We start from the raw sequence: 24,468 nt of genomic DNA, 5'->3' as shown, positions 1-24,468 counted from the left end.
GCGCGTCCGGCGGGATCGTCAGGGAAGGTCGCATACAGCGGCTCCGTGATGCGCCGGGTCGGCATCGGCGGTGACGACGTGCGCCGTCTCGAGGGGTGGCGGTGTCCGCGCAGGTCGAGACGGGTCCTGTCGCACCACCTCACCGCCTCCGCGACGGACCGTGACCCCGGGACGACGCCGCGCGCGGCGTTCCGGTGGCGGCAGTTCCTCGTCAGCCGAGCTTGCGGCGCAGTTGCAGGCTGTACAGCAGGAGGAGCGAGGGTACGATCAGGACAACCGCGACAAAGGACACCGCGATCAGCACCCACAAGGTGGCCGTCGGAGCCGCCGCCTGCTGGATCGTCAGGTGGGTGCCCAGGAGGTACGGGTACTGAGCCACTCCCCATCCCCCGACGACGGTGGTGATCGCGATGGTCGCCAGGGTGCGTACGACTGGGGGGCTGCCCCTGCGCAGCAGGAGCAGCGCGGCCAGGCCGCACAGGCCTGAGACGACCAGGAGCGGTGCACCCACCGTGCTCAGCTGCTGGAACAGGCGCGGGGAGTCCGCACGCAGTACGAACACGCCCACGAGCGCCACCAGTCCCGCAACGATGCCCGCCCCGAAGGCCCGGTGGCTGAACGCCTTCTCCAGGGGGGTGTCCGCTCGGCGCTGGGCTTGTCCGGTGAGGAACACGGCGGCGAGGTAGGCGCAGACGGTGACCGCGAGGACGCCGCCGAGAACGGATGTCGGATTGAGCCAGCTGGACAGCGGGTCGCCGTGTCCGGCTGAGGGGACGCGACCGGAGGCGATCCCGCCCGCGACGGTGCCGAAGAAGAACGGGGTCAGCACCGACGAAGAGGCGAAGGCGACACCGCTGATCCATTCTCCCCGCCCTCGGGCCAGCGCGTGCCGGAAGGCGAAGCCTGAGCCCCTGGCCACGATGCCCAGCGCCGCCAGACCCAGGGGGATGTACAGAGTGGTGGTCATGGCGGTGAAGGCCTGGGGGAAGGCTGTCCAGATCGTGACGAAGCAGAAGATCAGCCATGTGTGGTTGGCCTCCCACACCGGGCTGATGGAGACGTTGATCAGCTCCCGTGCGGGACGTCCCCGCGCGGCGCCGCCGGCTGTCAGATCCCAGAAGCCGGCCCCGTAGTCGGCGCCGCCGAAGAGGGCGTAGGCGATCACCCCGATGAACAGGACCACGGCGATGAAATCGCTCATGCGTCATCGCCTCCCAAGGGGCGCCCGTTCGTCGCCGGCGCCGGCCGGGGGCCGTACGGGACCACGGCGGCCTCCGCGCCCTCCTCCGACCAGTGGCGGCGCAAGGTGCGCAGGACGTACAAGGCGCCGACGGCGACGCACGCGTAGATCAGGAGAACCGTGGCGAACAGGGGCCACAGGTTCCCCTGCGTGGCGACGGCGTTCTCCGTCAGCAGCAGTCCCACGACAGTCCACGGCTGGCGGCCGACCTCGGTCACCACCCAGCCGCTCTCCAGGGAGACGAGCGCGACCAGCCCGGAGACCGCGGAGCTTCGCAGGAACCAGCGGTTGGTCGGCACCTCGCGCCGCCGCCACCACAGCCAGGCGAACCAGAGTGCCAGCAGGAGCAGCAGCGATGCGGTTGCCACCATGACGTCGAAGGCGAGATGCACGATGCTGACGACCGAGTCCGTGGGGCGTACCGCTGCGGGAATCGCATTGAAGCCCTTGATCGTGGTGGACGGGGTGAAACCGGCGAGGATCGAGGCCACGTCGGGAAGCTGGATGCCGTAGCGCACCTTGCCGTCGACGAAGATGCCGCCGAGGGTCTCCGGGACGTGATCACCGGTGGTCGGTAGGAGTTCGATGGCGGAGAACTTCGCCGGCTCCCTGTCGTACACCTGGCGGGCGATCGTGTCCCCGACGAGGAACTGCAGCGGCATGGCGATCGCGGCGACCGTGAACGGTACGGCGAACCCCAGCCGGTGGTAGTGGTCCCGGCGTCCCTTGAGCAGGCCCCACGCGTACACGCCCGCGACCATGAACCCCGCGACGATGTACGCCGCGAGGAGCATGTGCACCATCTCCCACCAGAACGCGCCGTTGAAAAAGACCTGGGACGGGATCACGCCCACCACACGCCCGTTCCGCACCGCGATTCCGGCGGGCTGGTTCATCCAACTGTTGGCCGCGATGACGGAGGCCGTTCCGCCGACGCCCGCCAGGGTGACCACGACGCCGGTGAAGAAGTGCGGCCACGGGGGCAGCCTTTTCCAGCCGTAGATGTAGATGGCCACGAAGATTGCTTCGAGGAAGAAGAAGAGACCCTCGATGGCGAACGGAAACCCGAAGGCCGGCCCGTACTTGCCCATGAGCCCAGGCCAAAGCAGCCCCAGCTCGAACGTCAGCACGGTGCCGGACACGGCCCCCACCGCGAACAGCACGGCGGCCACCTTGGACCAGCGCTGCGCCAGGACCAGCGCCTGCTGATCACCGCGGCGCAGCGCCCGGTAGTGGCAGACCAACATCATGAAGGTGAATGCGAGGCCGAAGGGCACCAGAATGATGTGGAAGCCCAGTGTGAACGCCATCTGCTCACGCGCGGGGAGGAGTTGTGGCGGGTCGGCGGCTGCTGGAAGGGCAGACAACACCATGCATTTTCTTTCCGGCTCGGACGGCGGCGGACGACTCTCATGCCGTGGATTGGGGACAGGCTGCTGGTGCCGGTATCCGCGCGGCGAAGGCTCACGCCGGGCGGCGCATGCCCAAGGGCGCTGCCGCCGACGAGGTCAGAGACGGCCGGTACGGTGTGTCCGCCGGGTGCGGAGCACCGAGGTGGCCCCGGCGCGGCGGGCGGAAGTGCGCAGGCGAGCGCGCGGACGGACCCCGGGACGCGGAAGCCCGGCGGGACGCCGACGTCAAAATCCCGTACTGGAATCCGTCGGGGACTTGGGTCCTGTTTTGGATGCCGTCCCTCTCGGCGTGGCCCAGGCGGAACCTGGTCAGGGGTCGACGTCCGCGGACGACGTGCCCGCGGACGAGTTCGGTGCTGCGGACGGCCTCCCACCCGGCCGCGGCATGCCGCGAGGCGCTTGGAGTCGGCTGCGGGCCGCGTTTCCCCGCGTTCTCCTCCACCTGCTCAAGGATTCTGCCCGTGTCATTCGAATCGCTCACGGCCTTCACCTTTCGGCACTTCGCACCCGCCTGAAGAAAGATCCTCCTGAGCGGCCAGGTCGATCGACGATGGGGGAATGATGGTGGGGAATTCCGAGGATGCCTTGCCTTCCGCGCTCGATGGTAAACGGCCATTCCGCAGCAGGCCCGCTCCAGCGGGCGGCGGTTTCGCCGGTTTCCTCCTTCAGGGCCATCTCGTCGGCGCCAGTCAGTGGACAGGGCGAGCGCTTCGCCCGGGCCACTCCGGAAGTTCCCTCGTGCTCCGAACCATTCCCTCGGGTACGACGTCATTCGACCTGGTCGCCATGCCGGTGCTGCCCGCCACGGGCGTTCAGACGTGCGCGTTGGGGAACCACGACGTAGGCCGGGTCCTTGGTCGAGGCGACGCCCGCGTCAAAGGTGCCGAACCGCTGAAGGGCGCTGCCGGCCAGCAGGGCGAGCCCGGCGGCGGCAGCGGCGGGGCGGCTGCGGCGGGCGACGGTGACGGCGGCCAGGGCACCGGCGAGGGTGAGATATTCGGATGCCCGGCGCAGCCGATGGGCCCGGCCTCTGCTGTAGGCCTTGGTCTCCAGGCCCGGCCGGCGTTCGATCAGCCGGGCGGCGACGAGTTCGGCACTCGCCCCGAGGGCCGCGAGCTGTCGGGCAGGGCCCGCCTCGTGCACGGGGGCCAGCAGCATCCCGAGCCCCGCGCCGCTCGCCGCCGCGGACCCCGCGAACAGGAAGGGCAGCTCCCGACGTGCCTCGTGCCAGGCCGGCACAGCCGTCTGGGAGAGCAGCACCGCGGTGTAGGACGCCAGAGCGGGGGCGAACGCGGCCGAGGACAGACCTGCCAAGCGGCCGACCCGAGCCGGCAGGCGGCCGGGCAGCATGGCGCGCAGGGAGCTCGGCAGCAGCTCGGTCATGGCGGCCAGGCCGCTGCCGGGTCCGTAGGCGACAAGGATCCATGTGCCGACGGACATCGGTGAACTGGGCTTGGCCACCCGCAGCATGTGGTGGAAGCGTTCGGGACGACCGAGGTCTGCGATCAACAGGTAGCTGCTGGCCAGCAGGGCACCGAAGCCGCCCAGGCGCCCGGCGCGGCAGAGAGCCGGACGGCCGGTCAGGTCGGCGCCGGCGGAGAGCAGGGCGGCACCGGCCGACAGGCCGCCGGTGAACAGGTAGGCCGGCACCTTCCACTCCCACACCGGCGGTTTCAGTACCGGCCGCCCGTAATAGGAGCGGAACTCCGAGTCCGCTGCGACGCCTTGGTCGTCGTGTCGGTCGCGGCCCGCGCCGAACGTGGGCGCATGCAGGTCGGCGGCGCCCGCGTCGCTGCGCGGCTCGCGCAGGAGTCCGTCGTCGTCGGTCATCGGCGACCCTCCCTGACGAAGACGGCGGCGGTGGCCGCGAGCAGCGCGGAGGCCGCCACCGCGGCGTGCTTCCACATGGACGGCAGGTCACGCGTCGGCACGACGGGGTCCGGCGGCAGCCCGTAGACCTCCGGCTCGTCGAGCAGCAGGAAGAACGCGCCGTCGCCGCCCACTCCGTCCTCGGGATCGCGCCCGTACAGCCGTGCCTCGCCCACGCCCGCCTCGTGCAACTGCTCCAGTCGCCGGTCGGCCCGCTCCCGCAGTTCGTCGAGCGGCCCGAACTGAATGGAGTCGGTCGGGCAGGCCTTGGCACAGGCGGGCTCGAGGCCGCCGCGCAGGCGGTCGTAGCACAGGGTGCACTTCCAGGCCCGGCCGTCGTCGGGCCGCCGGTCGATGACCCCGTAGGGACAGCCGGACACGCAGTAGCCGCAGCCGTTGCAGATGTCGGGCTGCACCACCACGGTGCCGAACTCGGTGCGGAAGAGCGCTCCGGTGGGGCAGACGTCGAGGCATCCGGCGTGGGTGCAGTGCTTGCACACGTCGGAGGACATCAGCCAGCGGAAGTCGGTACGGGTGTCCGCGCCGCTCCCGGCGCCCGGCAGGTCGAAGGAGGGGAAGCCCAGATCGACGGGCTCGGTGCCCAGTTCGCCACCGCCCCGGGGCGCGTCCCGCAGGGCGTCCGCGACCACCTCGGCCGTGTGCTCGGTGGCCGAGGGCCCGGTGGGCAGGTCGGACAGGCCGGGGTCCTGTCGTCCCAGTGGGCGTTCCTGCTCGATGAAGGCGACGTGCCGCCAGGAACTCGCGCCGAGCATGCCGGTGTTGTCGAAGGACATGCCCAGCAGGTCGAGGCCGTCCTCCGGGACGTCGTTCCACTCCTTGCAGGCGACTTCGCACGCCTTGCAGCCGATGCACACGGAGGTGTCGGTGAAGAAGCCGACCCTGGGCGGGTGGTCGCGGTGGCCGGCGTCCGCGGCGGGGTCCTCGAGGGGCCCGTACAGACTGTGCTCGTCCGTCATGGGGAATCCTCCGCCCGGTGGGGTTCGGTGTGGGTCGGCCTGTTGTCGCCGCCCGTCGTCACGATGCGGGTGCCGGTTTCCGGGGTGATCCCGGCCCGGCGGCGGTAGTCCTGGACGTATGCGAGGAGGGCGGGCCCCCTGGGCCGTCGTCCGGGGCGGATGTCGCACGTCAGGACCTTGCTCTCCTGGATCAGCACGTTCGGGTCGGCCACCACTCCGATCAGGTCGTTGACGACGTCGCCGGTGGTGAGCCCGACGCTGCCCCAGTGGTAGGGCATCCAGACCTGGTGGACGGTCCGGTCCTCGACACGAAGTGGCGCCATCCGGTCGGTGACGAAGACGCGGGCCTCCACCGCTGTCCGGCTGGTGATCACGTGGGCCCAGTCCAGGTGGCGCAGGCCGCGTTCGGCCGCCAGCTCCGGCGACACCTCGACGAACAGCTCGGGCTGCAGCTCCGACAGGTACGGCAGTTGGCGGCTCATGCCCCCCGCGGTGTGGTGCTCGGTGAGCCGCGACGCCGTGAACACGAAAGGGAACACCTCCCCGTGCGCTTCGGGGGGAGCCGGGTTGGAGGGGTTGTCGCGGCGCCCGTAGACCTTCCTCGTGGGGTTGGCCTGCTGGCCGTACAGGAGGTTGCGCACGGGCGACTCGTGCGGCTCGTAGTGGGTGGGCAGCGGGCCGTCCGCCAGGCCGGTGGGCGCGAACAGCCACGCCTTCCCGTCGGACATCATGATGAACGCGTCCTCGCCGCTCAGGGCCTGCGGCCCCGATGCGCCCTCGGGAGGCCGGTAGTGGGGCGGCTTGTCCTTCTCGAAGTCCGGGGTGTCGTGTCCGGTCCACTCCCCGCGGCCCTCGTCCCACCAGACGAGCGCCTTGCGCTCGCTCCAGGGCCTGCCCTGCGGATCGGCGGAGGCACGGTTGTAGAGCACCCGCCGATTCAGCGGCCAGGTCCAGCCCCACTCGGCATCGTAGGGTCCCTGCTCGAAGCGGGATTTGCGGCGCCGGGCCTGGTTGGTCTCGTCGGCGTACACGCCGCTGTAGATCCAGCAGCCGCAGGCCGTGCTGCCGTCGGCCTTGAGGTCGGGGTAGCCGCCGACGGTCCGGCCGGTCCGCAGGTCGATGCCGTTGATATGGCGCAGCACGTCCGCCGCGGACGGTTCGTCGCCCTCGGTGCGGTAGTCCCAGGCAAGGTCGAGCACGGGCCGGTCGCGGTCGTCGGTCGAGCCGGCCAGTTCGTCCTTGACGCGCCTGCCGAGGTGGTAGAAGAACCACAGCTCCGACCGCTGGTCGCCGCTTGGTTCGACGGCCTTGTCCCGCCACTGCAGCATCCGCTGGGTCTGGGTGAAGGTGCCGGCCTTCTCCACGTGCGAGGCGGCGGGGAAGAAGAACACCTCAGTGCGGCAGCGCTCGGTGACGATCTCCCCGGTCTCCACCTCGGGGGCGTCCTTCCAGAACGTGGCGCTCTCGATCATGGTCAGGTCGCGGACGACGAGCCAGTCGAGGTTGGCCATGCCGAGGCGCTGGAGGCGGCCGTGCGCGGACCCCACCGCGGGATTCTGACCGAGCAGGAAGTAGCCGAAGACCTTCCCGTCGACCATGTCCATGGCGGTGCGATAGGTGCCGTGATCACCGTTGATGCGGGGCAGGTAGTCGAAGCAGTAGTCGTTCTCCGCTGTCGCCGCCTCACCCCAGTACTCCTTGAGCAGGGAGATCATGTAGGCGTCGGCGTTGCCCCAGAACCCCTTCTGGTCGGGGCGGCGAATGCCGTCCAGGTAGGCGGTCAGGTTCTCGTGGGTGGTGTCCGGCATCGGCAGGTAGCCGGGCAGCAGGTTGAACAGGGTCGGGATGTCCGTGGAGCCCTGGATGCTGGCGTGCCCGCGCAGGGCGTAGATGCCTCCGCCGGGGCGGCCGATGTTGCCCAGCAACAGCTGGATGATCGAACCGGTCCGGATGTACTGGGCGCCGACGGAGTGCTGGGTCCAGCCGACGCTGTACACCAGCGCGGCGGTGCGTTCCCGGCCGGAGTTCTCCGTCCAGGCCCGGCACACGTCCAGGAACCGTTCCCGGGGCACCCCGCAGATGCGCTCGACCATCTCCGGGGTGTAGCGGGCGAAGTGCCGCTTGAGCACCTGGAAGACGCAGCGTGGGTGCTGCAGCGTGGGGTCGGCGGCGATGTCTCCGGCGCCTCCCTCGACGACCGGGCCGCCGGCACCGTGCTGGTAGGCCGCGGCCTGCTCCTTGTGACGCTTCCCCGGGCGCTCCTCGGCCGCGATGCCCTCGTACATCCAGCTGGACGGGTCGTAGGAGGCGGTGTGCGGGTCGTAGCCGCTGAACAGTCCGTCCAGGTCCTCGGTGTCCTGGTAACGATCGCTCAGCAGGAACGGCGCGTTGGTGTACGCCTGTACGTACTCCTTGAAATGCAGGTCGTTGGACAGGATGTGGTTGATGACGCCGCCGAGGAACGCGATGTCGCTGCCGACCCGCAGCGTGACGTGCTGGTCGGCCAGTGCGCTGGTCCGGGTGAAGCGCGGATCGATGTGGATGACCCTGGCGCCGCGTGCCTTGGCCTCCATCACCCACTGGAAGCCGACCGGATGGGCCTCGGCCATGTTCGAGCCCATGATGATGATGCAGTCGGCGTTGATCAGGTCCTGCTGGTAGTCGGTGGCGCCGCCGCGTCCGAACGAGGCTCCCAGACCGGGAACCGTGGCGGAGTGTCAAATACGCGCCTGGTTCTCGATCTGGAGCGCGCCCAGAGCGGTGAACAGCTTTTTGATCAAATAGTTCTCTTCATTGTCCAGCGTCGCGCCGCCCAGACTGGCGATGCCCATGGTGCGGCGGAGTGTGTTCCCGGAGTCGTCGGTGTCCTGCCAACCCCTGCGGCGGGCGTCCAGCACCCGGTCGGCCACCATGTCCATGGCCGTGTCCAGATCGAGGTCCTGCCACTCGGTGGCGTACGGCGGACGGTAGCGGACCTTCTGCTCACGCTGCGGGCCGGTGACGAGCTGTTTGCTGGCGGATCCCTTCGGGCACAGCCGGCCGCGCGAGATCGGGCTGTCCGGGTTGCCCTCGATCTGGATGACCCGGTCGTCCTTGACGTAGACGCGCTGCGCGCAGCCCACGGCGCAATAGGGGCAGACGGAGTCCGCGACCCGGTCCGCGCGGTCGGTGCGGGGTCCGAGAGCTGCCGAGCGCGGGGACTCGGCCGCCTTGCCCCGGCCAAGCCGGTCGGGGCCGGTGAGCTGCCGGTATACGGGCCACTGACCGATCCACCGTGCCAGGCCCATACGCGCGCTCCTTCGTGGGTGGGGTACCCCTTGATCGACGCTACTCGCGCGGGGAGCGAATGCAAGTCGACGTCGGGCGGCGAGGCACCGGTGCAACGACGGCGCCGATGGATCAGTGCGGAGCGCCTGACTGGGCCGGTGCCCGCGACGCCCGGCCCGTGGGAAGCCCAGCAGGCGCACCGCCCCAACAGCCCGGACCGCACCACGGCCGGGAGACGGGCCAATGAGTGCACCCGGTGGTACTGCACGGGCACGGGCACGGGCACGAGCCCGTGCTCGAGCTGATCGCTCATGGCGTGTTCCTGGACAAGCTGCGCTGTCCTCCTCGACGCGCATCGGCTTGGCCTTTTCTCCGACAACCCGTTGGAGGGTGTGAAGCCGCCGCAGTATGACCCGATGCACGGCGTGCGCAGCGAAGAATGCGCCCGTGAACTCGCGGCCGACAGGCGTCGTGACGCCCGGCTCATGAACGCTGCGCGAGGAGCCCCGTCCCTCGCCGACCCAACGGGTACGGCGTGTCTCCCTCCCGTGGCCGTCGGCTCAGCGGGGTACGGAGAGCCGGGCGGCGTGCCGGGCGATGCGCCTGGCGGCGAACTCCGTCCCTGCCACGAACCGCATCATCGGGCCGAACATCGGGGCGGCGAGCGAACCGGTGAAATACAGGCCCGGTACCGACGACTCGAGCGATGCGGACAGCTGGGGCGCCTTCGAGCCGCGGACGCAGGTCAGGGTGGCGCGCACGGTGGGCGACAGGAACGGAACCGCGTCCAGGTCGAGGCGATAGCCGGTGGCCGCGAGCACGTGATCCACGGTGAGCGTCGCCTCCGCCCCGCCCTGCCCGGCGAGTTCCAGGCGTACTCCGGGACCCTTCGCTTCCGCGCGGGTGACGCGGGTGGACGTACGGACCGGCACGATGTTCTCGACCCGGTCCCGCAGCCACCATCCGCCCGACGGTCCCAGCGCGCGGCGGAACAGCAGCATGCGCGCGGCGTCGGGGAACCTGCGTACTCCTCCCGGGGCTTTGCAGACCGCGGCCAGGACCCATCCCGTGCCGAGGGGCGAAGCCGGCCTGGCCACCCGCTGCGTCCAGGGCCGGGCCAAAGCCGGTTTCATCCCCCACAGCACGCGCGGTTCCCGCACCAGTACCTGTACCTCCGCGCCGGCCTCGTGCAGCAACGCGGCGCTCTCCAGGGCGGACTGGCCACCGCCGACCACGGCGACGCGCTGACCGGCGTAGGGAGACAAGTCGTTGTGGTGGCTGGTGTGCGAGACCAGGGCAGCTGGACCAGGTCCTTCGGGGGCGAGACGCCGCAATTCCCCAGGGATGTCGGCGAGCCCGTTCAGGCCGGTCGCCACCACGACGGCGGCGGCCAGCAGCTCCCGGCTGTCATTCAGCCGGACGAGGAACCCTCGACCTGCGGGGGCCCGTTCGACGGTCACGACCCGGCCCGGATCCACCTCGCCGACGTACCGCTTCTGGAACCACATCCCGTACCGCACGAACACCTCGCACGGGATCGGCGTCAGCTCGGTCAGCTCCGGCTCGCCGTGCATCCGGCGGAAGTCCGCCAGGCGCCCACCAGGCTCCGGTGCGGAAAGGTCGGTCGCGTCCGGGGTCGATTTCAAGAACATGCCGGTGGCCATGGCATGCCGCCAACTGCCCATCACCTCACCGAAGATGCGGACCGGTATCCCGGCCGCCCGAAGGTGCGCGGCCACCGACAGACCGTACGGACCTGCCCCGACCACGACGACCGGAAGCCCCGCACGGCCGGTGAACCCCTGCTCGCGGGCAGGACGTTGGCCCGGCAGCGACTGTGTCACGCATCCCCCTGCTGATCCCGACACCGCCTTCCCCAAGGCAGCGCGTACTTCGGGATGGCACGCCGCCGCACCGCCGCCGCGCCCGTCCCCCCTCCGCCGGTCAGTCTGACGTATAGGCCGGTATCGGTCGACGATATCGACCACATTGACCAAGAGGCGGGCAGTTGGCAGAACCGCGCTTTTTCACCATGCACAGCATCAGCGCGAGTTCGGCCTCGCCTGCCCCGCGCGGCAGGTAGGCGCAGGTTGCCTTCACGGGAGGGGTCACACGCGATGCTGGAGACGTATGGCCAGGGCCGGGCACTGGTTGACGGCGCGGCGGGCGCCGTGCTCCTGCCACGGGGCGACCGGGATCGTGGCGGAGGTGGGGTAGCCGTGCGGTCCGAGGCGAATGAGGTCGGGGGCCAGCACGGCGCACAGGCCGTGGCCGGTGCAGCGGGACCAGTCCACCTCCAGCCGGGCGCCCTTGGCGGGCGGGAGCGGCAGTACTCCACGCACGGGGCGGCCGCAGCCGGGGCCGGACAGGTGGGCGTCGACGTCCTCGGCGAAGACGTCCAGCGCGCTGAGCAGGAAGCGGGCCGTGCCGTCCGGGTGCGAGCAGGCGCCACCGGCCTGGGCCGCACCGAGGGCACGCCGGGCGTCCTCCAGTACCGTGGGCTCGGCGGCACCGGCGGCCAGCATGGCCAAGGCCTCGGCGGCCTCGGGCAGGCCACGTTTGCACGGTCCGCACTGGCCGGTGGACTCGACCGCCAGCCAGGCTGCGACCTGGGCGGTTTCGCCGAGCGGGCAGGTGTCGTCGGGGAGAGCGACGATCGCGCCCGCGCCAAGGGTCCCGCCGAGGGCGGCGAGCCCGGCGCGGGAGAGCGGTGCGTCGATGGCGTCCGACGGCCGTAGCCAGGCGCCGTGGTAGCCGCCCACCAGCACGCCCGCGTCCGGTTGAAGCCCACAGGCGTTCAGTACCGGGCCGAGCCGAGTGCCGATCGGAACCTCGACCACCAGCGGATCGGCGCCTGGCCGGTTGACGGTGAGCAGTATCGTGCCTGGTTCGTCTGCGGTGCCGACGGATGCGTGGGCGTCGGCGCCGAGCCGGGCCGCGACGGCGAGTTGGGCCCAGGTCTCGGCGTTGGAGAGCAGCGTCGGACGTCGGCGCACCCCGCCCGCCGCGCCGCCGGCCGCGCGGGCCTTCAGAGGTGCCGGTACAACCGGCAGACCGTTGACGCCGCGGATCAGGGCCCCGGATTCGCCGGAGACGAAGCGTTCGGGCAGGGATACGGTCCGGGCCGGGCAGGGAAGTTCGCGCTCGGCGAGGGCGGCCGGGACCGATATCTCTCCCGGGCTGCCCGCGGCGACACCGATCACGATCTCCTCGGCGCCGAACGCGTCCGCGGCCAGGCGGGCGCCGTCCAGCACCAGATGGGGCACGCGGGCGAGCAGCATCTTGTCCTTGGCGCTGGCCGGTTCGCCCTCGGCGCCGTTCACCACGATGACCGGTGACGCGCCCGTGCGGTCGGCGGTGGCGAGCGCGGCCCGGGCCTTGCGGGCGAACGGGAAGCCGGCACCGCCACGGCCGGACAGGGCGACGGCCTCGGCGAGGTCGAGCAGACCTTCCCGGTCCAATGGGCGCAGGGGCCGGTGGACACGAGTGTGGGTGGCGAGGTCTAGGCGCTGGTGGCGGTCCAGGCCGGTGGTCAGCCGGCCCGGTTCCCACCAGCGCACCTCGGGCAGCTTCAGCGGGGCATTCTTCATTCGCTGCTCCCGGGCTGGGCGACGCGGAGCGGCTGGAGCCCTGGTCGCATGGCGTGTTTGGGCTGTTTGGGCACGCCGGCGATCGGTGCGGACCGGCGAGCCGTCGTCGGTGCCGCGGGCCGGGCGATCGGGCGGGCGCCGGTCGTGGGCCGGGGGGATCGCGTGGACAGGGCGGCCAGCGCGGCCGGGCGGACGGCGGCGGGCCGATATGCCTTGACGCCGCGCTGACGCCTGCGAAAGGTCCGGCGGCGGCCCAGGTAGGAAAGGGAACGAACCATCAGTGCGAGCGCCACCAGGCCCGCGCACAAGCCGTAGCCCCAGAGCACCCACGCGTGTGCCTTGCGCCCCGCCGTCAGCCCGTGCGCCAGGGAGACCGGCCAGCAGACGTACGCCGTGGAGTGCAACACCCGCCACAGCCAGGGGCGGCGGCCGGCGAACCGGCCGCGGAGCACGCCGGTGGCCGTGATCAGAACGAGTAGGTCGGCGGCGATGGTGCCCAGGCTCACCGCGAGGGCGGTGCCGCCGGTGAAAGGGACCACCACGGTCTGTGGAGCGGCGTGCCGCTCGACGACCTTGACCGCGATGTGGGTGCCCAGGAAACCGAGCGCCGCGACGGCGCTCGCCCGGTGCACGGACTGCACGGCCACCCGCAGCCGGGGCGTCAGCACCAACCGGTCGGTGGCCGCGAGCCCGCATGTCACCACGGCGGTCAGCGAGAGCAGGGTGAAGACGCCGGCGAAGTAGTCCAGGAAGGCCATCAACCGGCCGACCGCTGCGGCCGACACGGCGCCGTGCCCGGGTTGGGCGAGCAGGGCGACGCTGGACATGGGGCACCTTCTTCCTTGCGCTCGGGTCGCGCGGCCAGGCCGTGGAGGACCGGATCGGGCTTTCGCCTGCCCACGTCGGGGAGGGCACCGCCGGGGGTGTGGCACCGCCGGCACGGCAGGGCAGAGCACATCGTTAGCCCGGACCCCAGCTCCGTGCCAACCGCTCTACTACGGCCCACGACCGTAGCGAGCAGGGCAACGAAGCCGGTTTCCCGAGCGCAGCTGCGCGCCTGTGCTCCACGACCGTGCCTAGGAGATGCTGAGAGCGGCGTGACCAGGCTCACGGGTGCAGCCATGGTGTCAGGATCCCGGGCCAGGCGATTACCTGGGAGATCGGAATGTCGGGCCTCGAGACACCGGCAGGCGACTGGACGTCACCGAGAGAGTGCGGTCCCACCTGCCACGCAATCGACGGCCGGGGCCGGCCCCCTTGTGGATGCGTGAGGAGGCGTTCATGGAGACGAGCCTGTTCCGCACTGCTCGTGCTGTACGGTCTCCGGCCCGGCCCGGCGATCGCAGCGACGCTCCTGCACCGCGCCGTCAGCTATGAGGCCCTGCAACGCATCGGTTGGGCGTGCTGGCTCGCCATCACCCTCCAGACCGGTGCGTCGGGCTCCCCGCCACGGCACTCGGCACAACGTGGCAGCCCCAGACCGTAGCCATCGGAGAGCGACCCCTGGAGTGAAGGGGGGGCCGAGTCGGCGGCCGCCGCAGCGTCAGTCCTGCGGCAGGAGGAGTGTGCACGTCTCCCCCGGGGCGATGGTCACAGCTCGGTCGGCCAGCACTACGCGGATCGCCGACTCTTCCGAGCCGGGTACGGCGATCTCCAGTTGCCCGCTTCGGCGGCGCACGCCGACACCCCAGTGACCGCGATAGTGGAGCGAGAATCCGTACTCGGACAGCGCTGGGACAGGCACAGGGTCCAGCCAGAGAGCGTCCTCGCGTGTCTCCACCGGTCAGGCCGCGCTGGATCAGGTCGAGGGTTCCGGCCATGGCGCCGAGGTGGATGCCTTCGCCCGTGGTGCCGCCCTGGATGTCGGCGATGTCTGCCTCCAGGGCTTCGTGGACGTACTGCCATGCGTCGGCACGTCTGGCTCTTGCGAGGACCAGGCCGTGGACGAGTTCGCTGAGGGTCGAGCCGTGGCTGGCGCGCTGGAGGTAGTAGTCGACGGTGCTGCGCCAGATCTCGTCGTCCAGGTGGTACCCGAATTGCCGGAACAGAGCGTGCAGTTCCGTGGGCGAGAACAGGTAGCCGAGCATGAGGACATCGGCCTGCTTGGACGCCTTGTAGCGGTTGACCGTGTCGCCCTCGGCCTCGAGCACGCGGTCCAGGAATAGTCCCAGCTCAGCGCACCCGACCCCGTGCCTTCAGCGGCACCGGCGGCAGCTCTGGTGCAGGCAACGGATCCCCGTCGTACCCCTTCACTTCCCCAAATCTCGACCCGCTCATCCAGTCCTCCCGGGCCTGTTTGATTTCGTCCTGGGTGCGTCCGACGAAGTTCCACCACATGATCAGTTCCTCGGCGAACGGCTCGCCGCCCAGCAGCATGATCCCGGCGTCCGACTCGGCGCGCAGCGGGAGTTCGGTGCGGCCGCAGCCGAGGTAGAGCATCGAACCCGGCAGTACCGGTACCCCGTCCACGTGCACCTCGCCGGACATGGCCAGCACGCCGTACTCGAAGTCCGGTTCGAGCGGCAGGCGGACGTCGGCGCCCCGGCCGAGCGCGAGGTCCGCGCCGACGATCGGGGTGAACGTCGTACCGGATGAGGACGAACCGTCGAGGTCGCCGAGGATCACGGTCGCCGTGAGGCCGGGTGCGGTGACCGTGGGCAGGTCGGCGTGGTACTCGAACCTCGGCTCGGTGTGGCGGTGCTCGTCGGGCAGCGCGACCCACAGCTGCGCGCCGTGCAGGAAGCGGGCGTGCGGCCTCGGGCTCTCCTCGGAGTGGCTGATCGCCCGGCCCGAGGTCATCAGGCCCAGCTGCCTGGGCCGGATCGTCCGGAGGCTGCCGGTGGAGTCGCGGTGCAGCACCTCGCCCTCGTGCAGCCAGCTGACCGTCTGCAACCCGATGTGCGGATGCGGCGGGACCTGCATGCCGGGCTCGTCGGCAATGTCGTCGGGGCCGTAGTGGTCGACGAACGCCCAGGCGCCGATCATGCGCCGGCCGAGGTTCGGCAGCAGCCGGCGCACCTCGGTCGACTCGCCGAGCCTCACGTGACGGGGGCTCAGCAGCTCGCGGACGGGCTCGGCGACGACGAATCCGCGACCGCCGCACACACTCGGCACGGGCGCTCGGTCAAGGTTGCTCATGCCGCCCAACCTAGCGGCAGGCCGTCACCGTTGCCGAGCGCGCGGCCGGGCGTGGTGCGCGGGCTCGCGGGCCGCGGCGTCGCCCAGACGTCGGCCGAGGGCGTCCAGAGCCCGGCTGAGGCCTCCACCCCGACAGACGTCCGACCCCGGGCGAGGTCGGGTGACGGCCGGCCAATTCTCCGCATGCGCGGCACGGCCGCCTCCCACCGCCGTGTCAGCCCAGCGTCAGCCCAGCAGCTTCAGCAGCTCCTCCGCCACCGGTGCCGAGGAGGCCGGGTTCTGGCCGGTGACCAGGTTGCGGTCGACGATCACGTGGGGTGCCCACGGCTCGGCCGCCCGGACGTCGACGCCCGCCTCGGTCAGCCGGTCCTGGAGCAGCCACCTGGCCCGCCCGGCGAGCCCGGCCTGGGTCTCCTCCTCGTTGGTGAAGGCGGCCACCCGACGGCCGGCGAAGGCGTTCGAGCCGTCCGCCCGCACCGCCGCGAGCAGCGCGGCCGGACCGTGGCAGACCACCGCCAGCGGCTTGCCCGAGTCGAGGGCCGCGACCAGCAACCGTCCCGAGTCGGCGTCCACGGCCAGGTCCTCCATGGGCCCGTGCCCGCCGGGGTAGAACACCGCGGCGAAGTCGTCGAGGGCGACCTCCGCCAGCTTCACCGGCTCCCGCAGCTCGGTCATCTCCTCCAGGGCGCGCGCGATCTCGTCGGCCCTCTCCTGACCGCCGTTGACCTCGGCCGCGAGGCTCCCCCGGTCGACCGGGGGCAGCACACCACCCGGCGTGGCCACGACGACCTCATGACCGGCGGCCTTGAAGGCGCGGTACGGGACCACGGCCTCCTCGGCCCAGAAGCCGCTGGGGTGCGGGGTGCCGTCGGCGAGCGTCCAGTGGTCGGCACCGGTCAGCACGAAAAGGATCTTCGACATGGGTCTTCTTCTCCCGGAACTTGCGCTTGTGGGAAGAACGTAGGCGACCCGGCCCATAGGCAGCCAATGAAGACTCGTATGGCAGACATTGGAACTCCTATGGGAGCCGGCGGCGGCTGTCCGGTGAATACTCGGCCCCGTGGACACCCCTTCCCTCGACCTGAACCTCCTGCGTACCTTCCTCTCGGTCTACCGCTCCGGCTCCTTCACCGGCGCCGCCCGCCTGCTGGGCCTGTCGCAGCCGACGGTGACGACGCAGATGCGCACGCTGGAACGGCTGAGCGGCCGGGAGCTGTTCGAACGGCTGCCGCGGGGGGTCACGCCGACGCCGGTGGCCGACGAGCTGGCCGCCCGGATCGCCGCGCCCCTGGACGAGCTGGCCGCCGTCGCCGGGCCCGACCCGCTGCAGGGCGCGCGCCCGGAGCCCGTACACCTCGCCGGCCCCGCCGAGTTCCTGTGCACGAAGGTCCTGCCCGCGCTGGCTCCGCTCGTCGCCGAGGGCGTACGGCTGAGGGTGGCCACCGGCCTGACCGATCCGCTGCTGGACGAACTGCGCGCGGGGCGCCACGACCTGGTGATCGCCACCGCCCGCCCGCGCGGCCGCACGCTCCAGGCGGTGCCGCTCGCCGACGAGGAGTTCGTCCTGGTCGCCGCCCCCGTCTGGGCCGAGCGGCTGCGCGGCGGGCTGCCCGTCGAGGGACCTGCCGCCCTGCACTCCGTACCCCTGATCACCTACGCCGAGGACCTGCCCATCGCCCGCCGCTACTGGCGGCACGTCTTCGGCCGGCGTCTGTCCTGCACCGCCGCCGTCACCGTGCCCGACCTGCGCGGGGTGCTGGCGGTGGTGGTCGCGGGCGCGGGGTTCGGCGTGCTGCCCCGCTACCTGTGCGAGGATCCGCTGGAGTCCGGTGCGCTCGTGGAGCTCCTGGAGCCGGAGGACCCGCCGATCAACACCGGTTTCCTCGTCCAGCGCCCCGGCGCCTCGGACAACCCCGACGTGGCCCGCGTCCGCGAACTCCTGCTGGGGACAGCGCGTACCTGGTAAGCCTCGGGCTCATGACCCGGGGGCCGGTCCACTCGGGCGCCCGGCATCGCGGTCGCCCTGCGGCTCGGCACCCGATGAACTCCCGCCGCGGTCGGGATGGGCGAGGAACTCGCGGGCCCGTCAGGGATCGAGTGGGCGTGGCTCGGCGCCCTCGTCGCAGAGGGATCGCGTACCTGGTCATCTTCGGGCGAGGGGGATGGGACACCCGGTACGCCGGCCTGCGGTGGCCCCCGTCCCCGATCTGCGTGAGGACCTCGTCCAGTTCCATGAACCACTGCCAGGCCGCCCGCCGGCACCGGCTGCCCGTCGGCACCGGCCGCCCGTCGGCACCGGCCGCCCGTCGGCACCGGCCGCCCGTCGGCACCGGCCGGCCGGGCGTCGGCCAGGTCCTCCGGCTCCGGGACGCGCTTGTTCTTCCAGACCTTGTCGGCGAGGCTCACCAGCTGGTCCTCCACACCGATGCCGGGGGCGGTCCAGGAGGCGTGCGTGCCGGCGAAGCGGGCGAGTCCGGGCTCCACCCCGCACGTCAGCAGCAGGTCCCGGCCCGCCTCCTCGTGCCGGGCGCCCGGGCCGGACAGCTCGGCCGTGTGCAGGGCCTCGCCGATGTCGTGCGTGGCGGCGCCGAAGAGCGCCGCCTCCGCGTCCCACTCCAGCGCGGGACAAGGCGTCGAACCCGCTCGACCGGCTGCGCCGCCACGTCGTGCACCGCTCCGAGGTGCGTCACCAGGCGCGGTGGGGCGTCGACCCCCCAGCAGTACGGCGGCACGCTCGGGAAGCGGCCGTAGCGGCGGATCGATGGTGTCGTCCGTCGCGATCGACACCGCGCTCGTGACTGTCACCGTGCCGGAGTAGCCACGGGCGTGCCGGCCGGCCGGTGGACGGAGGTGAGCGCGGGCGATGCGCACGGCGTGTGCCTGCGGAGCGGGTCACGATCACACCGCCACCAGCCGCCACTGCTGCGAGGTCGCGCCGCTCACCGTCCGCTGCACCACCGCCGCGCCGTTGTCGGTGCCGTCGAGGTCCAGGGCCTTGCCGCTGTTGCGGTTGACGAGCCGCTGGTAGCCGTCGCCGGCCGGCTGGAGGGTCCACTGCTGGGTGGGGGTGCCGTTGTGCGCCCACTGGTTCAGGGCGGTGCCGTCGGCGGTGGAGGAGCGCGGCACCTGCAGTACCTTGCCGCTGTTGAGGCTGGTCAGCTTGGTGTGGCCGCCCGAAGTGGTGGTGATCCAGTGCTGGTTGGCGCCGGAGTTCGGGGTCCAGCCGATCACCGCGCCGCCGTCGGCGGTCGAGGCGTCGCTCACGTCCACGGCCCGCCCGGTCGCCCGGTTGAGCAGCTGGAAGGTGCCGCTCGGCGAGGGCGCCGCGACCCGGTTGGCGCCGCGCAACACGTTGCCCTCGGTGGTGAGGTAGTTGCTGGTGTAGTCGAAGCGCGGCGCACCCGACCACAGCAGGTAGAAGTACTTCATGTTCTCCGAGAACCAGTAGCCGGGCGTCAGGTCGCCCTTGGTCGTGGGCGTCGTCGTCATGTCCGCGACGACCGTGTAGCCGTTCGCGACCTTGCAGTGGCTCTGCTGCGCGTTCCACAGCCACCTGGCGCGGTCCCGGTAGACCTCCTTGCCGGTCAGCAGCCACAGGAACAGTGCCGAGTCCACGTATTCGGGGCGCAGTTGGTACTGGTTGCTGGTGGCCACGAGCGTCGTGCAGTCGATCGACTCCGGCGGCAGCCGGAACCGTCCCAGCGCGGCCGCCCACGAGGAGTGGTACGACTCGCCCTCGGCCAGGTTGCCGCCCTGTCCGAGCAACCCGGCGTAGAACGAGGTCAGTTCGGACTGGCCGTGACCGGTCAGCACCCCGCTGTTCATGTCGACGGACCGGAACCACAGCCGCCCGTCGTAGGTCTCCCCGAGGCGCTGCAGGACGGCCGAGGTCAGCGTGCGGTACCAGCCGCGGATCTCGGTGTCGCCGAAGAACTGGTAGGCGTCCCACAGGTACTCGAAGTACGAGTCCACGGGCGGGTCCACCCGTGCGGTCGTGTCGGTCCAGGCGCCGGTCTCCACGTTCAGCGTCGTGCCGACGAGGTTCAGCGCCGAGCGTCGGTCGTACGGGGCCTTCAGCGCCCTCTTCGCCGCGTCGAAGTATTTCTGGTCACCGGTCAGCCGGGACAGCCACCCCAACTCGGTGATGTTGCTGCCGATCTCCGCGAGCGGTACCCGGCTGCCGCTGACCGCGCCCGTGCGCAGGTTGACGTACCGGTACGGCGCCCCGGTCGGCGACGAGGTGAAGGCGGGCAGCAGCCGGTCGGCGAGATCGCGGGCCTTCGTCAGCAGGACGGTGTCGCCGGTGCAGTGGTAGCCGGAGAGGAGCCCGCCGACCAGCCGGATGATCGTCTCGAAGACGTGGACGCTCGCGTCGCGGTCGAAGTCCAGGTTCCGGCTGATCCAGGCGACGGCGGCATCCAGTTCGCCGTCCAGCTCCATCAGGAACAGGGTGTCCAGCGACTCCACGATCGTCAGTCCCAGCGGCACTTTACCGATGAAGAACTCCGAGCCGGTGCCGCTCACCGGCCGCAGTTCGTCGCGGCCCCAGGCCAGCCGCCGGTAGGCGGTCCACGCGGTGAGGAACTCCGCGCGTACGTCCTCGGCGAGCGCGGGATCGGCCGGGCCGGGCGCGGCGGACGCCGGCGCGCCGCCGAGCGCACAGACCGCGGCGGCCGCTCCCGCCGCCGTGCGCAGCAGGGCGCGTCTCGTGAGCAGGGTGCTCACCGGACCTGCCGGGGAGCCGGGAGTGGGGGGTGTCGCCATGAGGGGCCTCCGTTCAGGGCACGTCGACAACGTTGTCTCCGCACGATGTGGGGCGTGCGGGGCGGTGTGTTCGGGGCGTGGGGGTGAACGGGCGTCACGGTGGCGTTCGTTGGCGTGCGGACGCGGGTCCGCCGGCGGTGCGGGTCGCGCGGGTGGCTGAGTCTGCAAGGGGAGCATGGGCATGTCAATACCATCCGGCGAGGCCGTCGGCGCTCACGGCACGCCCTCGGCGGCATCGGTTCCCTCGAATGGCGGCCCCGAGAGGCCGGGCCGACGATGGACGCGTGGGGTACGGCCACCGCCGCAGCGCCGGTGCTGTCCGAGGCCACCGGGGGGCGGAGGCCGACCCCGGCCGCGGTGAGCGGCCGGAAGGGAGGACACCGTCATGCTGGAAGTGAAGACGGTCGACAAACCGGATGAACGGCGCGACTTCCCCAGTGGCCACCTCGAAGCCCTTCACCTGACCGGGCTCGACTTCGCGGTGGGCACGTTCGAACCGGGTTGGCGATGGTCGGAGTCCGTGGCACCGATCGCGGGCACCGCGAGCTGCATGGTCCACCACAACGGCTTTGTGGTGCAGGGGCGGATGCACCTGCGCATGGACGACGGCGGCGAGGGCGAAGTCGGCCCCGGTGACGTCTTCGTGTGCCCGCCCGGCCACGACGCCTGGGTGGTAGGAGACGAACAGGTCGTGGTGTACGACTTCGCCGGCACCATGGCGAACCAGTACGCCAAGGGGTCGTGACGCGGCGAGCCGTCCGTCCCTGCGCGCCACCGGGCCGCACACCGTGCGGCCCGGTGGCGCGTCCGGGCGCGCCGAACGAAGTCGGTCGGCGAGGCCATGGCCATCGGCCGCACCTTCACCGAGGCCTTCCAGAAGGCCCTTCGGGACGGCCGATGCCGTCAGCCGTCGTGGACGACGGAACCCTCCTCGGCGTACGCGACGGCCTCCGCGTGGCCGAACAGGCCGGGCAGCCCGCCGGTGTGCACGAACACGGTCTTCTCGCCCCGCCGTACGTCACCGTCGCGGACCGCGGCGATCAGACCGGCCAGGGCCCGGCCGGTGTAGACGGGGTCGAGGACGATCCCCTCGGTGCGGGCGGCCAGCCGGAGGGCCTCCGCCGCCGGACCGGTCAGCTTCGCGTATCCGCTGCACACCTGGTCCCGGCGCACCCGCAGCCGGTCCGCGGTGACCTTCTCGGTGGTGTGCGGCGCCGCGAACTCCTCCACCGCGGCGGCCGGATCGGCCAGCGCGCCCACGTCGACGCCGAGCACCGACTCCGAGCCGAGGCCGGCGACCAGCCCGGCCATGGTGCCGCCCGAGCCGAGCGCGACCACCGCCGTCCGCAGGTCCGGCACCTGCTCGCGCAACTCGTCCGCGCATCGCACATAGCCGCGCGCGCCCAGAGCGCTGGACCCGCCGAACGGGATCAGGGCCGGCCGGGCGCCCGACTTTCGCAGCCGCGCGCACACCTCGGCCGCCGCCGCGTCCAGTCCGGCCCGGTCCACCTCGCCCGCCCACAGAAGCCGCGCCCCCAACAGGCCGTCCAAGGCGAGGTTCCCGGAACGCGACGCACCCGGTGAGCCGCGCAGCACGAGGACGGCGGCCAGGCCCAGCCGGGCGGCCGCGGCGGCCGTCAGCCGGGCGTGGTTGCTCTGTGGGGCACCCGTGGTCACGAGGGTGTCCGCGCCCTCGGCCAGCGCCGCGCCCACGGTCCACTCCAGCTTGCGGATCTTGTTCCCGCCGCCGCCCACACCGGTCAGGTCGTCCCGCTTGACCCACAGGTCCTCCGGGCCGAGACCGACCGCGGCGGCGAGCCGGGGCGCGGGTTCGACAGGAGTGGGGAAGGTGGCGAGCTGCACGGGCGGGTGGCTCATGTCGTACGTCCTCGGGTGCGGGTGGATGACGGGCCCAGGGCGGCCGGTCGGCGCCCAGTCGACCACGCCCGGCCGCCCCGCGTCACACCGGCAGCAGCCGGCCGACCAGGGCGCCGAGCTGCCGGGCCGTGCGGCACTCGTGCATCTCCACCAGCTCGGCGTAGGCGGGCGCCGCCGAGTCGCCGGTGCCCCACTGGGCGCGCGGCTCGGGGTTCAGCCAGTACACGCGCCGGGCGCGCCGGGCGAGCTCGCGGACGGCGGGCAGATTGGGGTCGCTCATGTTGGTCCGGGCGTCCCCGAGCACGAACACCGTCGTCCGAGGGCCGACCGCGGCGCCGTACCGCTCGGTGAACTCGCCCAGGGAGACACCGTAGTCGCTGCTGCCGTGCCAGCCGGTGAGTATGGCCTCGGCGCGGATCCGGGCGCCGAGCCCGTCCGGGTCGGCGCGGCCGTGACCGAGCAGCCCGGTCACCTCGTCCAGGCGGTTGACGAAGGCGAACACCCGGACCTTGCTGAACTGGTCGTGCAGCGCCTGCACCAGGAGCATCGTGAAGTCCGAGAACCCGGACACCGAGCCCGACACATCGCACAGCAGCACCAGTTCGGGCCGGGCGGGACGGCGTCTGCGCAGCACCGGCCGCATCGGCACCCCGCCCGTCGACAGCGAGGAGCGCAGCGTGCGGCGCAGGTCGATCGTGCCTCGCGCGGCACGGCGGCGGCGCGCGGCCAGCCGGGTCGCCAGCTTGCGCGCGAGCGGCGACACGGCCCTGCGCAGCTCGGCGAGCTGGTCCCGGCCGGCGTACAGGAAGTCCACCCGGTCGGCGGTGGGGGCGACGGCCCGCCGGGCGATCTCGTCCCGCCCGCGCCGCTCGGCGACCCGGCGCCGCGCCTCCGCCGCGACCAGCCGCCGGAACACCTCGATACGGCGCCGGATCTCGTCGTCCAGCAGCCGGTCCGTGAACCCCGCACCCCCGTCCCGGCCCCGGACGTCGGCCCGCACCCGGGCCAGCAGGGTCTGCGGGCGGAGCCGGTCCAGGGTCTGGTATGCCGACCAGCCGTCCGACCCCGGTGAACTCCCGTACCCGCCGAAGCCGTCGACGGCCTCCGCCGCCAACCCGGCCAGCAGTGCCCGGTCGTCGGCGGCCAGCGCGTCGGCGAGCCGGTCGCGCAGCTCCTCCCGGTCCGCGCCCCCGCCGTCCGGAGCGCCGACGCCGCGCGGGAAGTACAGGTCGAAGACCGGGTCGAACACCGTCCGCTGGCCGGCGCCGTGCAGCAGCGTCGCGGCCAGTCCCTCCCTCAGCAGCTCCCGGTCGGCGAGCCCCAGCTCCCGCACCGCGAGGGCCGCGTCGACGGTCTCCCCGGTGCCGATCCGCACGCCGTGCGCGCGCAGCGCGCCGACCAGACCGGTGAGCCGCCCGTGGACACCGCTCACAGCGCGGCCAGGTCGAGCTTGGCCGCGGCCTTCTGCACGTCCTCCTGGTGCTTGAGGATCACGCCCAGGGTGTCCCGTACGACCGTCTCGTCCAGCGTGCCGGCGCCCAGGGCCAGCAGGGTGCGCGCCCAGTCGACGCTCTCCGCGATCGAGGGCGCCTTCCGCAGGTCCATCGCGCGCAGCGCCCCGACCACCCGCACCACCGACTCGGCCAGTGCCTCGCCGAGCCCCGGCACCTTCAGCCGTACGATCCGCCGTTCCAGCTCCTCCTCGGGGAAGCCGATGTGCAGGAACAGGCAGCGGCGGCGCAGCGCCTCGGACAGCTCGCGTCCGGCGTTGGAGGTGAGCACGACGAAGGGGCGGCGGGTGGCGGTGATCGTGCCCAGCTCGGGGACCGTGACCTGGAAGTCGCTGAGCACCTCCAGCAGCAGCCCCTCCATCTCCACGTCGGCCTTGTCGGTCTCGTCGATCAGGAGCACCGTCGGCTCGTCGCCGCGGATCGCGGTGAGCAGCGGGCGGGGGAGCAGGAACTCCTCGCTGAAGATGTCGGTGCGGGTCTCGTCCCAGCTCTCGTCGCGGCCCGCGCTGATGCGCAGCAGCTGCTTGGCGTGGTTCCACTCGTACAGCGCCCGGGACTCGTCGACGCCCTCGTAGCACTGCAGTCGTACCAGCCGTGCCTGTGCGACCTGGGCGACGGCCTTGGCCAGCTCGGTCTTGCCCACCCCGGCGGGGCCCTCGACCAGCAGCGGCTTGCCCAGCCGGGCGGCGAGGAAGACGGTCGTGGCGACCGCGGGCGAGGCGAGGTACCCGGCCTCGGCGAGGCGGGCGCAGACGTCGTCGACGGATGAGAACAACGGGGCCTCCGGCTGGGTCGGGATGTGCGTCGGTGTCTGCTCCGATC

The 24,468-nt window shown here is 71.9% G+C and carries 16 protein-coding genes and 1 pseudogene; 2 read left to right on the top strand and 15 right to left on the bottom strand.

Annotation, left to right across the window (positions count from 1 at the left end):
- Positions 1 to 211: 211 nt before the first annotated feature.
- The 11 genes and pseudogenes from ACFZDC_RS02505 to ACFZDC_RS02455 form a co-directional block, all read right to left on the bottom strand.
- Positions 212 to 1,201 (bottom strand): cytochrome d ubiquinol oxidase subunit II, encoded by a 990-nt coding sequence (locus ACFZDC_RS02505; RefSeq protein ID WP_391319499.1) that lies wholly within the window; start codon positions 1,199 to 1,201, stop codon positions 212 to 214.
- Positions 1,198 to 2,613, bottom strand: a complete 1,416-nt coding sequence (locus tag ACFZDC_RS02500) for a cytochrome ubiquinol oxidase subunit I (RefSeq protein WP_391319498.1) — start codon at positions 2,611 to 2,613, stop codon at positions 1,198 to 1,200. Before ACFZDC_RS02500 ends, ACFZDC_RS02505 begins: the two co-directional genes overlap by 4 nt.
- 807 nt (positions 2,614 to 3,420) lie before the next feature.
- A complete protein-coding gene (gene nrfD / locus ACFZDC_RS02495) occupies positions 3,421 to 4,482 on the bottom strand; it encodes an NrfD/PsrC family molybdoenzyme membrane anchor subunit (RefSeq protein WP_391319497.1) in 1,062 nt (353 codons plus the stop codon).
- On the bottom strand, positions 4,479 to 5,498 hold the full coding sequence (locus tag ACFZDC_RS02490; RefSeq protein WP_391319496.1) for a 4Fe-4S dicluster domain-containing protein: 1,020 nt from the start codon (positions 5,496 to 5,498) through the stop codon (positions 4,479 to 4,481). Before ACFZDC_RS02490 ends, nrfD begins: the two co-directional genes overlap by 4 nt.
- Entirely contained in the window at positions 5,495 to 8,785 is a 3,291-nt protein-coding gene (gene fdh / locus ACFZDC_RS02485; RefSeq protein WP_391319495.1) for a formate dehydrogenase, read from the bottom strand. Before fdh ends, ACFZDC_RS02490 begins: the two co-directional genes overlap by 4 nt.
- Before the next feature lie 540 nt (positions 8,786 to 9,325).
- A complete protein-coding gene (locus ACFZDC_RS02480; RefSeq protein ID WP_391319718.1) occupies positions 9,326 to 10,534 on the bottom strand; it encodes an FAD-dependent oxidoreductase in 1,209 nt (402 codons plus the stop codon).
- A 339-nt stretch (positions 10,535 to 10,873) separates the two neighbouring features.
- A complete protein-coding gene (locus ACFZDC_RS02475; protein WP_391319494.1) occupies positions 10,874 to 12,355 on the bottom strand; it encodes an NADH-ubiquinone oxidoreductase-F iron-sulfur binding region domain-containing protein in 1,482 nt (493 codons plus the stop codon).
- The gene (locus tag ACFZDC_RS02470) at positions 12,352 to 13,182 is read right to left on the bottom strand and encodes a hypothetical protein (protein WP_391319493.1); all 831 of its coding nucleotides are present in this window, start codon (positions 13,180 to 13,182) and stop codon (positions 12,352 to 12,354) included. The genes ACFZDC_RS02475 and ACFZDC_RS02470 overlap by 4 nt, the downstream gene beginning before the upstream one ends.
- A gap of 716 nt (positions 13,183 to 13,898) precedes the next feature.
- A pseudogene (locus ACFZDC_RS02465) lies at positions 13,899 to 14,514 on the bottom strand (glycosyl hydrolase family 65 protein); the annotation flags it as partial.
- 13 nt (positions 14,515 to 14,527) lie between these two features.
- Positions 14,528 to 15,493 (bottom strand): pirin family protein, encoded by a 966-nt coding sequence (locus ACFZDC_RS02460; protein WP_391319492.1) that lies wholly within the window; start codon positions 15,491 to 15,493, stop codon positions 14,528 to 14,530.
- A gap of 225 nt (positions 15,494 to 15,718) precedes the next feature.
- Entirely contained in the window at positions 15,719 to 16,414 is a 696-nt protein-coding gene (locus ACFZDC_RS02455) for a DJ-1/PfpI family protein (protein ID WP_391319491.1), read from the bottom strand.
- Between the two features lie 139 nt (positions 16,415 to 16,553).
- On the opposite strand from ACFZDC_RS02455, the gene ACFZDC_RS02450 reads away from it, so the two are divergent.
- Positions 16,554 to 17,459 (top strand): LysR substrate-binding domain-containing protein, encoded by a 906-nt coding sequence (locus tag ACFZDC_RS02450; RefSeq protein WP_391319490.1) that lies wholly within the window; start codon positions 16,554 to 16,556, stop codon positions 17,457 to 17,459.
- A gap of 932 nt (positions 17,460 to 18,391) precedes the next feature.
- Here ACFZDC_RS02450 and ACFZDC_RS02445 read toward each other — a convergent pair.
- Positions 18,392 to 20,257, bottom strand: a complete 1,866-nt coding sequence (locus ACFZDC_RS02445) for a glycoside hydrolase family 47 protein (protein WP_391319489.1) — start codon at positions 20,255 to 20,257, stop codon at positions 18,392 to 18,394.
- 385 nt (positions 20,258 to 20,642) lie between these two features.
- On the opposite strand from ACFZDC_RS02445, the gene ACFZDC_RS02440 reads away from it, so the two are divergent.
- Positions 20,643 to 21,002 (top strand): cupin domain-containing protein, encoded by a 360-nt coding sequence (locus ACFZDC_RS02440; RefSeq protein WP_391319488.1) that lies wholly within the window; start codon positions 20,643 to 20,645, stop codon positions 21,000 to 21,002.
- A 158-nt stretch (positions 21,003 to 21,160) separates the two neighbouring features.
- On the opposite strand, the gene ACFZDC_RS02435 is transcribed toward ACFZDC_RS02440, so the two are convergent.
- From ACFZDC_RS02435 to ACFZDC_RS02425, 3 genes are all read right to left on the bottom strand, one after another.
- Complete coding sequence (locus ACFZDC_RS02435) at positions 21,161 to 22,135, bottom strand: pyridoxal-phosphate dependent enzyme (protein WP_391319487.1); 975 nt, start codon at positions 22,133 to 22,135, stop codon at positions 21,161 to 21,163.
- Between the two features lie 82 nt (positions 22,136 to 22,217).
- Complete coding sequence (locus tag ACFZDC_RS02430; protein ID WP_391319486.1) at positions 22,218 to 23,567, bottom strand: VWA domain-containing protein; 1,350 nt, start codon at positions 23,565 to 23,567, stop codon at positions 22,218 to 22,220.
- Positions 23,564 to 24,421: an AAA family ATPase gene (locus tag ACFZDC_RS02425; RefSeq protein WP_391319485.1), complete on the bottom strand. Its 858-nt coding sequence runs from the start codon at positions 24,419 to 24,421 to the stop codon at positions 23,564 to 23,566. Before ACFZDC_RS02425 ends, ACFZDC_RS02430 begins: the two co-directional genes overlap by 4 nt.
- Positions 24,422 to 24,468: the final 47 nt, after the last annotated feature.

Origin of the sequence: Streptomyces sp. NPDC007905 (genome assembly GCF_042959345.1) — a bacterium.
Lineage (GTDB): Bacteria > Actinomycetota > Actinomycetes > Streptomycetales > Streptomycetaceae > Streptomyces.
Note: the sequence above shows the minus strand (reverse complement) of the source record. Positions and strands in the feature narration are given on the sequence as shown.

Coding starts and splice junctions, on each gene's coding strand:
- ACFZDC_RS02505 (WP_391319499.1), bottom strand. CDS start 1,201: ATGAGCGATTTCATCGCCGTGGTCCTGTTCATCGGGGTGATCGCCTAC.
- ACFZDC_RS02500 (WP_391319498.1), bottom strand. CDS start 2,613: ATGGTGTTGTCTGCCCTTCCAGCAGCCGCCGACCCGCCACAACTCCTC.
- nrfD (WP_391319497.1), bottom strand. CDS start 4,482: ATGACCGACGACGACGGACTCCTGCGCGAGCCGCGCAGCGACGCGGGC.
- ACFZDC_RS02490 (WP_391319496.1), bottom strand. CDS start 5,498: ATGACGGACGAGCACAGTCTGTACGGGCCCCTCGAGGACCCCGCCGCG.
- ACFZDC_RS02475 (WP_391319494.1), bottom strand. CDS start 12,355: ATGAAGAATGCCCCGCTGAAGCTGCCCGAGGTGCGCTGGTGGGAACCG.
- ACFZDC_RS02470 (WP_391319493.1), bottom strand. CDS start 13,182: ATGTCCAGCGTCGCCCTGCTCGCCCAACCCGGGCACGGCGCCGTGTCG.
- ACFZDC_RS02460 (WP_391319492.1), bottom strand. CDS start 15,493: ATGAGCAACCTTGACCGAGCGCCCGTGCCGAGTGTGTGCGGCGGTCGC.
- ACFZDC_RS02455 (WP_391319491.1), bottom strand. CDS start 16,414: ATGTCGAAGATCCTTTTCGTGCTGACCGGTGCCGACCACTGGACGCTC.
- ACFZDC_RS02445 (WP_391319489.1), bottom strand. CDS start 20,257: ATGGCGACACCCCCCACTCCCGGCTCCCCGGCAGGTCCGGTGAGCACC.
- ACFZDC_RS02440 (WP_391319488.1), top strand. CDS start 20,643: ATGCTGGAAGTGAAGACGGTCGACAAACCGGATGAACGGCGCGACTTC.
- ACFZDC_RS02435 (WP_391319487.1), bottom strand. CDS start 22,135: ATGAGCCACCCGCCCGTGCAGCTCGCCACCTTCCCCACTCCTGTCGAA.